At 61.5% G+C, this 9,133-nt stretch carries 6 protein-coding genes and 1 pseudogene; 1 reads left to right on the top strand and 6 read right to left on the bottom strand.

All coding sequences use genetic code 11. The annotated features are described in order from the left end of the window. Nucleotide 1 precedes the first annotated feature (1 nt). Complete coding sequence (gene msrB / locus WT97_RS11555) at nt 2–532, bottom strand: peptide-methionine (R)-S-oxide reductase MsrB (protein ID WP_060353500.1); 531 nt, start codon at nt 530–532, stop codon at nt 2–4. Between the two features lie 311 nt (nt 533–843). Here msrB and WT97_RS11560 point away from each other — a divergent pair. Further along, nucleotides 844–1,047 (top strand): annotated as a pseudogene (locus WT97_RS11560) (transposase); the annotation flags it as partial. Between the two features lie 80 nt (nt 1,048–1,127). Here the strand turns inward: WT97_RS11560 and WT97_RS11565 are convergent. The 5 genes from WT97_RS11565 to WT97_RS11585 are packed head-to-tail and all read right to left on the bottom strand — an operon-like array spanning nt 1,128 to nt 8,713. After that, nucleotides 1,128–2,309, bottom strand: coding sequence for a Wadjet anti-phage system protein JetD domain-containing protein (locus tag WT97_RS11565; RefSeq protein ID WP_060353502.1), 1,182 nt, complete (start codon nt 2,307–2,309; stop codon nt 1,128–1,130). Then, nucleotides 2,306–5,749, bottom strand: coding sequence for an SbcC/MukB-like Walker B domain-containing protein (locus tag WT97_RS11570; protein WP_060353503.1), 3,444 nt, complete (start codon nt 5,747–5,749; stop codon nt 2,306–2,308). Before WT97_RS11570 ends, WT97_RS11565 begins: the two co-directional genes overlap by 4 nt. Beyond that, entirely contained in the window at nt 5,746–6,408 is a 663-nt protein-coding gene (locus WT97_RS11575; RefSeq protein WP_060353504.1) for a DUF4194 domain-containing protein, read from the bottom strand. The genes WT97_RS11570 and WT97_RS11575 overlap by 4 nt, the downstream gene beginning before the upstream one ends. Continuing rightward, nucleotides 6,405–7,898, bottom strand: coding sequence for a Wadjet anti-phage system protein JetA family protein (locus tag WT97_RS11580; RefSeq protein ID WP_060353505.1), 1,494 nt, complete (start codon nt 7,896–7,898; stop codon nt 6,405–6,407). The genes WT97_RS11575 and WT97_RS11580 overlap by 4 nt, the downstream gene beginning before the upstream one ends. Next, entirely contained in the window at nt 7,880–8,713 is an 834-nt protein-coding gene (locus WT97_RS11585; protein ID WP_060353506.1) for a YafY family protein, read from the bottom strand. The genes WT97_RS11580 and WT97_RS11585 overlap by 19 nt, the downstream gene beginning before the upstream one ends. Between the last annotated feature and the right edge of the window lie 420 nt (nt 8,714–9,133).

Raw genomic sequence — 9,133 nt, forward strand, 5'->3', positions numbered from 1 at the left:
GTCAGGCGGCGGCCGGGTGGAAGGCGAGCGCGACGCCGTTCATGCAGTAGCGCAGGCCGGTCGGCGCCGGGCCGTCGTCGAACACGTGGCCGAGATGGCCGCCGCAGCGGCGGCAGTGCACTTCGGTGCGGACCATCCCGAACGACGCGTCGGTGTCGGTGCCAACCGCGTGGTCGAGTGGTTTCCAGAAGCTAGGCCAACCCGTATGACTGTCGAACTTGGTGGCCGACGAGAACAGCGCGAGGCCGCAGCCGGCGCACGCGAACGTGCCGTGCCGGTGCTCGTCGTTCAGCGGGCTGCTGAACGGCCGTTCGGTGCCGGCTTCGCGCAGGACCGTGTATTGGGCGGGCGTGAGCCGGCGATGCCATTCGGCGTCGCTGTGGGTGATCTCGAAAGGAGCGGCCTTGGGCGAGCCGGCCGGCGGCGCGGCGAACGCGCGGCCGACCAGTGCGTGGCGGCCGGCGGATGATAGCGCCGCGAGCGCGGCGAGGCCGGTGGCGCCGGCGAGCAGCAGGTGTCTGCGGGTGGGCATGATGGGCTCCTGGAAGCAGGTCCTGAAAACATGCGCCCATCGTAGGCGGCGGCCGGTGTCGAAGTCCTCACGGAAAGTTAAATGAATCGTGATGATTTACCCGGCGTTTCGGTCAGGGCAGCTGAAATCTTCTCGAGCCGTGTCCGGAAAGGGTTTGCGGGAAATTGACGGCCCGGCGACTTCCACGAAAATCCTGCACGAACCGCAACTTTTTAGTGTCTTTTTAATGTTCGCGGTGTGGGTGCGCGCGAGTCGCTGCTAAGAGCTTCGACCGCGATCGTGCAATTTTCCCGGACGAGGCACTTGGCTTCAACGCAATCGAGTCGCTGCACATGCAGCTTCGAAAGATCATCAAGGCGCGCGGCCACTTCCCGTCGGACGAGGCCGCACTCAAACTGATCTGGCTGGCGCTGTGCAACGTCGTGGCCAAATGGACCGGTTCCCGGCACGATTGGAAGAGCGTGATGACCCAGTTCGCGCTGCTTTACCCGGAACGATTCAACATTGGAATCTGAATCTCAACCCGCCTCACACACGAAATTCCGGATACCTCCAGCGACGGTGTTCCGTATTCCGGTACCTCACTTGTACCAACTCAGCCCTCCTGCTCGGCGACAAGCTTGGCTTCAGCCAACTCATATGCGATACCGTCCCACCCGGTCTCCTGGGCGTATTTCACCATCCGATCAACGGTGCTTTGCGGTGCAGCCCGGCGCAACGACACAGGAACTTCTGACGGACTCATCTTCCACGGCAGAAGGGCATGACCTGCCTCGGCCGCACAACGACTCAGGACTGCGGCGATCCGAAAACCGCCTTCGTCAACGTCGCCCCAATGCAGCACTGGAACCGAAGCCGGGAGTTCAGAGAGCAGCCGAAGGTACATTGCCCGCCACGCGGGCGAGGGCATTCCAGCCGTGTAGAGGCCCAGCACATCGGAGTCACAATGCTGGCGCGCCCATACGTGGAACGTGGTTTGATTCTCGATGGTCAGCACCTGACTGGGTGTCGACCCCAGGCCCAGCACCGTGGACGGAGGCAGAGCGCCATAGGGGCGATCCAGTGGGAACGCGCCGCGCTCCCGGCGAACCACGATGTTGCCGGCTAGACGCGCTGGCTGCGGCTCTCGGTAAAGCCCGAGCTCCTGCAACACCTCGGCATCCGGGCGTGCATCATCGTCGATGTTCTCTGCTAGTAAAACGTCGAGGCACGGCACCAAGGACTCGATGCGCTTGCTGTCCTTGAACAGGCGCGCGCTGGCGTCCCGCACCGGCGTTTCGGTGGCGCCGAGCGCGACTTGGTCCCGACAGTAGGCAATGACGTCACACGCCATGACCCAGTTGGCAGCGGCGTCAGGCCCAATGCCGCGGACCTTTTTGAGTCTCTCCCAACTTGACAGGATGTCGTTCAAGATTGAGTGCTCACTAAGACGCGAGGCGAGGACTTGTCTTGCGGACCGCACTCGTACCGCGTGGGGCACCTTACCCAGGATCGAAGCCAGTTTGGCGAGTTCAATTAGTTCGATGCGCTCGATCAGGCCTTGAGGGTCACCCCGAGGGCGCCGGACCATGATTGCACCCTCGGCCTGAGCGTAGGCCATCACCGCCTCGAAGTCCTCTTTGGCCTTCAGGCTGCGCAACGCGCGATACTCGGACAGCGCGGAGTCCGTCAGGGCAGGTCGCCGCACGGCGGCGCCCGCCTCGTATTTGTCGGCAGACTGCAGCAGGCGCTCCAGCGCCTTCCTGGCCAGCGGATCCATCTTGTCTTGGTGGCTCATGCCGCGGCACTTTCCGTCGAGTCGGCCCGCGGCAGGTATTGCCTTCTGATCTCAGCTTCGACCAGTTCCGGGTTGAATTCAGGCAGGTCGGCGCGGAACATCTCGCGCGTCTCGGGAAGCACGTCGTGGCCCTCGAGTACCACGACATTGCTCTCGGCATCGCGCATGATGTCATAGTAGCGATCAAGGAAGGCGGTGAGACTACCCAAGGCGTCGCCGGTGCTGGCCATGAAGACCTGCAGGCCAAGCTCTTCGAAGTAGCGCATGGTGGCCACGATATTCCTCGGGTCCATCTTGATGAAGGCCTCGTCGATCACCAGCAGCCGGATGCCGGTATCGTCGCCGCGCTCCAGCCGATAGGCTGACGAGAGTGCGGCGCCCGCGATGACATACAGCGGAGCGCGATGCTCGCCACCAGAGCCGGACCCGACACGTTTGCTAAGCCAGCCGATGTGCTTGGTCGTGCCAGTGGAGGCCTCTTCACGGAGCACCTCGATATCGAAGTCAAAGAACTCGCGATAGTCGTCCAGGGGGGACTTCACCGCTGCCGCGCCGGTGACGGTCTTTTCGCGCATCAGCTCCTCGAACTCCGTGGGCAACTCTCCAGCGCCGCCGAGCAAGTCCTCCGTCGAGCCGTATTGGGCGACGTCCTTGATGAATTTCAGCAGCGCAGCGAACGCGGGTCGCACATGCGTGCGGAACTGATAGCGTTCGTTGTTGGTGAACATCGGCGCCAGGCGCAGGGCCTCGTTCATTCGGTTGATGGTATCGCTCAACCACTCAAGGTGCTCGTGCAGCGCGACCGCAACGTCGTTGCGGAAGGTGCTCTTGGCAGCGCTCAGGGCATCTTCCATCCGCGCCTTGTTTTCGCGCAGGCCGGTCTCGGTCAGGACTGTGACCCGTGCTTGCAGCCAAGCGCGGGCGCTGCGCCAGTCGTCCTGTATCCCGTCAGGCACGAACTCGTTGTGCCGGACAAGGAAAGCCGACAGCTTCTGCATGGCACTGGACCATTTCTGACGCGAGTCTGTCTCGGCGCGGGCGCTGCGGTGTTTGCAATCGACGACGATCTCACTGAAAGACAGGCCCTGGCGTATCAATAGCCTTTCCCATTGGTCCGATGCGTAGTCGGCGTCGTAACCGTCAACCGCACGCGCTGCTTCAGCGATTCCCTTTTGGGTAGCGGCCCGATCCTGCTTCTTCTTGGTGTCTTCGCGTTTTTGCTGACATGACGTCTCGGCCGCGCCGACCGCCTCGGCCGCAGCAAGCAGCTGTTTTCGCACGTCGCCCAAGGTCGTTTCTGCTGCTTCGGCTACTTGTACCAACTGGCGATACTCTTCAGTATCGAGCGCTTGCAGGCGCTGCGTGAGATCCTGCTCGTCCGCAGCCTCCTTGATAATCCGATCGAAGATGTCGAGGACGTCGTGAACCTTGTCCTGCTCGGCACCCGCGAATGGGCCAAGGTTATTGAAGAGCTCCTTGAGCTTGGTATACCTTTCTTTCAGTCCGTCAATTTTCTCGTGGAGCTGACGGGCTTGTTCGGCGATGGAAGTGCGAGTCGCCGTCGAGGTTGGGCCGATCTTGAAGAGGGCGGGATTCGCCGGCTTCTTGCGCACCATCTCGCCATCCGCCAGCAACATGCCGTCCTTGGTCATTGCGAAGCGATGAGCGAAGCATTCGTCCTCAGTCTCTGCCCGTTGCGTGTCACCGAACTTAGATCGCAGGTAGTTGACCGCTGCAGCGCTGTTACCACTGATGAGCTCTGCCACGGCACCGTGCCTGGGGCTGCTGCGACGGGAGAACTTGCTGGGCATGACGACCTTCGCATCGTAGATCGCAGCCTGACGCGACACCCGGAATGCATTGCGCTCATCGGTCTCGTCGACTAGCAGGGCTTGCAGATTCGACGTACCCAGATAGGACTCGATGGCAGGTTGCCAGTCCGGGTCCTCGACGCGCACCAGGTCGCACACCGGCGTAGCCTCTATGCCAGCATTGAGTAGCGCGCGTTTGAGCGCCGCGGCCGGCCCCTCCAGAGGTGGCTTGCCCTTGGCGATGCGCGCCTGGTTCTCTTGCACGCCGGCGAGCTCGGCCTCGGCTGCTGTCTGCGCGCGACCGACGAACTGCATCTCCTCGAACACCTCGTTGCTTAATAGTTTGGCCGCGCGCAGCGCCTTGCGGACGGTCGACTCTACCGCATCGCGTGTGCTGAGCTTACCCTCCTCTAGCAGGGCATGGATGTCCTTGAACGCGTGTGCAGTGGCCTCGGCGCTGTCGGCGATGAGCTTGCCAGGGATCTGTGTGTCGATCGCCCTGCCGATGGCTTTGATGCTGCGATGCAGTCCCGTTCTTTGTTCAGTGAGCCGGTTTTGTATCTTTATGAGGCTTTCGCGCAGCAGCGCAGCGTCCGCGTGGGACGCGTGCTTGTCCCGGGCAGAGGCGCTATCGCGGGCGCGTTGCTCGGCCGCTTCGACCTGACGGTTGACTTCGTCACGTCGGGCATTGGCGTCTTTCAGTGCTGCCGCTGCGTGGGCTTCGGCTTGTTCTGCGGCGCTCACCGTTTCGTTGGCAACCTCAAGCTCGGCAGCTTGCGCCAAGGCAGCGAGCGAGACCGAATGCGTATTGCGTCGGTGCGCATCGGCGAAATCCGTCTCGATCAATTCGGCCTCGTCGAGCTTGGCCTGCACGTTGCGCACGAGAGCCGCCATCTCCTGGAAAGTGTGCAGCACGTCCTTGAATCGCTTGATGTTGGTCGGCCGGGTCTCCAGCACCTGCTGGCGGACGATGTCGTCGACGCTCTTGTCGAACTTCATGCGCAGCCCGAAACGAAACGCCTGACGATAGGCATCCAAGCGCGGCGCACCGCGTGCACCCCTTAGACGGAACAGCATTGCGCTGACGAAGCGCTCGGAGTCGTGGAAGAGCACTTCCTCGCCGTGAGCACGTTGTGAGAGCATCTGTCTGAAGCTTGCCCATGGCCGCGGCCGATACTCGCCGTCGACCAGCTCCAGATGGTCGCTCAGCGCGATGTCTGCGGGAAGAATGTAGCGACCTTGCACGTCGGACTTTTCGCGTTCGGCGCTCACGTAGATGCTCACACCGGTGGAAACAATCTCCCGAGTCGTGGTGTCCTCCCAGACCAGGGTGATGTAAGTGTTGGCACTGTCGCGAACGCGCGCGTCCGGTGAATCGCCATACTGGCCCAGGCAGTAGCTGCGGATATTGCGGCTGTTGTGGTTGGACTCGTCAGCTTGTGCGTTGAAGGCGACGCCTGCGCTGCTGCGGCTCTCGTTGGCCCCTAGCATCACGATTTGTACCGCGTCCAGGAGCGAGGATTTGCCGCTGCCGTTGGCGCCGAAGATGCCGCAGTTCGTGCCAACTTCGACATCACGCATTTCGTACAAGAAAAACTGGACCACCCGGATCCGGATCAGCTTCTTCATGCGGCACCGCCTTCTTGCGTGGTGGAGGTGATTGTCAGGTCCGCGCCATCCGCCTCGGCGTCCGGGCTGGTGAACAGGGCGATGCGTGCCAGTGCCCCCTCTCCCAGGATCTCGGCGATGCCGGGGCGAATGATGAGGGCGTAGGGTTGACCAGCATCGTGACCGAACGGATTGCCGTCCTCGTCCGACACCCGGGCGAGGCCCCAGCGCCGCATCCACTGGATGAGCGCGGCGAGCTTACCCCCGGTGGCCAATTCGCGGCCCCCCGTCATTTGCTTGTACTTGACCTCCAAGGTGACCAGATCGCAGGCCACCTCGCCGTTCTCGTCATGATGCCCGGATCGAGTCTCCTCGTCGAAGATCTTGCGTAGCACGAGTGCAAGCAGTGTCTGGTCAACGGTGACCGGTGACGTCCTAGCGTGCTTGGGGATCGCGCAGGCATAGCGCAATTGGCTGTTGACTCTCACGATGTAGCCGAGTGGTTCCAGGGCCCGCTTGAACTCACGCTCGAAGTCGCGAATCAGTCCGTACGCCACCTTGCTGCCGCGATCTGCTGCGTACAAGACTTGTTCGGTGATTAACCGATTTGCCGCTGCCTCGAAATCATCCTCGGTGACGACGTTTTTGGTGGCCGTCGCTGCATCCGTCCAGAAACTCATTGGTTTCCTCCCTTGGCGGGCTTGGTTGTTCTTGCGATCGTGAAGGGCAGGTGAGAGATGCCGTGGTTCCGATCCTCTTCGCCTTCCATCCGGACCGTGGTGAATCCGCTGCTCATGGCCCGTGCGTTGGCACGCAGCAGCTTGCTGGACGTCGCGTTCGCGGTGGCAATGGTGCACAAGACCTGCAGCGCTCGGACTGACTCGATGCTATTCACTTGAAGAGCAGTGCTGGGTGCCGCATCAGCCTCGCCTAGCTGCTGGCGCACGAAGGCCGCGAGCTTGGGCAGCGACATCGTGCGCCGGTCCCGAGCCATCAGGGCCAGGCGGGCCCTTGCCTCCTGTTCCGGGGACATCACTTGCTTGCGTAGTCCGGTGGGTGGCGCACGTCGGGTCTCGATGCGCGGTGAAGCCAGTCGTTCGCCGCCGATGCAGTCGCCAGGAGCAAACGGTGCGAGCGCGGCCGCGTTGCTGCCGTGCTTGACCACGGCATCGATGGCTTGGTTGATCAGATCGTCGAGGGGGCGAGCGGCCCGAAGCCGGTAGTCTAGGTAGGCCAACGCGAGCTTGTTGGCGCGCCGGATTTCGTCGTCCAGTCGGTCCAAGTATTCGTCGATCCGGCGCAGATCCTCGACCTTTTGGATGTCGCGCTCGAACATGGCTTCAGCGCGGGTGGGGTCGCGACCAGCCTGCTTTTCGAGATACCACTGGATTAAACGAGTACGCAGATCTTGCGTCTGTTGGATATGGGTCACCAGGCGCAGGATCTCCTGGCGCCTAGCGAGCGGATGCTCGCGCGTGCGCAGTTCCTTGTAGTCGCCGATGAACATGCGCTCGACGTAGTCGTCGAAGAAACGCCTCACGAATTCGCCGGTGGCATCGACGCGGCCGATCTCCAACATCAGATCGCGCACGTTCGTGCCGGCGATGCGCACGTGTTCAAGTAGGGCGCGCGACTGGCGAGCTGCCTCCTGCAGCGAGGCGCCATCGGTGCTCTCGTCAAGAAGCAGCTTCAGGTTGGCTTCGATGCTGCGGATCTTGCCGGAGACGAATTCTGGGCCTGTGTGGGCGAACTCGACGAGGCGGTTCATGAAGTGGGCGACGGCCGGCGCCATCGTCACCATTTCGCGCACGCCCACCCGGTCCACACGGATCCATCCTGCGTCGCGCAAGCGATTGAATACCATGATGGCCCGGATCGCCAGCGGCGTGGCGGGAGTCACATCATCGCTCTCTGGCGTCCAGTCCTGATACTGAAGTTCCTCGGCGATGTCGGCCGTGATCTCGCGCATCAGGAAGCCAGTGCTTGGGGGTAACGGGGCCTCGGGGCCGAAGCGTTTGGCGTGCAGCGCGCACAGCAGTGTCCAATATTGGAAGCGATTGGCTGAGGCTAGCGGAGCGAAAAGGCGGTCGGGCAGGCGGTTGAACAGCGGCGGATAGCGCTCGGCCACCTTCTCTTGGCGAATTTGGTCGGTTAGGTCGTGAACAGCCATTGTCGGCATTCCTCAGCGTTCTCGACTGCCAGTTGATAGTCCGGGGGTATTTGTCGATGGATGTCCGTCGCTGCCATGAGTTCCTGCACCATGTAGTTCAGGAGGGCTGCTCTGCAGCTTTCGATCCGCGCCGAGGCCCCATTGAAGTATTCATTTCTTACAACCGATTGTTGCGCCGGATCAAGGCGAGGGTGAGCAGAAATTCTGACCTGAAGAACGGTCGACCAGGCGTGGTCGGTCGAGACATCGACCACGCTGGGTTCCGAGAGCAGTTTGATTTTGCTCATTCGCCCGAGTACGAAGTCGCGGAAATCTTGCCGATGCAGGCAGTAGCCGCGCACGTGCCACCGACGTCCCGCCCGCAACAGGTAGTGGGGCTCGACGATTCTTTCGTGCGGTGTGGGGTTATTGATGGAGCAGTACACGAACCGCACTCTGAGGCGATCCGCGATAGCCAGGCTTAGTCGGGAGAAGATGCGAGGTGAGGGAGGGGCAAAGTCCCACGCAATTGACAGCGGCTTGCCCGGCACATTCAACGCATGCGGGACCAGCATGGCACTAATAGCGCTTGGCCGTGCGGCGTTCATAGCGCGTTCGGCGTCCGAGTACGCCATGGAAGTCGCCACATCTGCCTTGAGCTTGCTGTCCCAAGCTACCCAATCCGGGTACGACTCGCGGAAATCACGCAGCCACTCGCTGGCCCGTATAGGACTTAACCCGTACTCGGAGATGAGTCTGGCACGACTAACCCGACCTTCCCAGAGAAGGATTCGGCCTACTTTGGTATCTCTGTCCTGACGGCCATCAATAGACATGTTGAAATTGTCTCATACTGATTGTTGATATCGTATGCAAAACCATATGGTATGTAAAGGCATATTTTTCATGGCATGAGCAGTGATCGTTTTGCGGCCTCGTGGTGGAATCGAGATCCTGGACGATGATCTGGGGTGGCACATGTCCCTGTGCCGACGCGGCGTGTTGGGGGATTGAGTCATTGCTGTACGAACGTCTGCATTTCGAAGTGAGGCGCGGCGCGATCCCTTTGCGTTTTTGGTTCCGCTCGATCCTATGCTTTGTAAATTGACCGGCAGCAAAATCGGCTCGCTTGCCCTCAGGAAAGGAGTTGCGCGGTTTAAGGGGCGTTTCAAGGAAGGCCTAGTCAGTATGACTCCCGCGGGGCAAAGGCTGGCCTGCCGTGAGGAATCAAGCGCGGGTTAGCATTGCTGCCAGAG

The organism is Burkholderia sp. MSMB1459WGS (assembly GCF_001534535.1).
Classification (GTDB): Bacteria; Pseudomonadota; Gammaproteobacteria; order Burkholderiales; family Burkholderiaceae; genus Burkholderia.

Coding starts and splice junctions, on each gene's coding strand:
- msrB (WP_060353500.1), bottom strand. CDS start 532: ATGCCCACCCGCAGACACCTGCTGCTCGCCGGCGCCACCGGCCTCGCC.
- WT97_RS11565 (WP_060353502.1), bottom strand. CDS start 2,309: ATGAGCCACCAAGACAAGATGGATCCGCTGGCCAGGAAGGCGCTGGAG.
- WT97_RS11570 (WP_060353503.1), bottom strand. CDS start 5,749: ATGAAGAAGCTGATCCGGATCCGGGTGGTCCAGTTTTTCTTGTACGAA.
- WT97_RS11575 (WP_060353504.1), bottom strand. CDS start 6,408: ATGAGTTTCTGGACGGATGCAGCGACGGCCACCAAAAACGTCGTCACC.
- WT97_RS11580 (WP_060353505.1), bottom strand. CDS start 7,898: ATGGCTGTTCACGACCTAACCGACCAAATTCGCCAAGAGAAGGTGGCC.
- WT97_RS11585 (WP_060353506.1), bottom strand. CDS start 8,713: ATGTCTATTGATGGCCGTCAGGACAGAGATACCAAAGTAGGCCGAATC.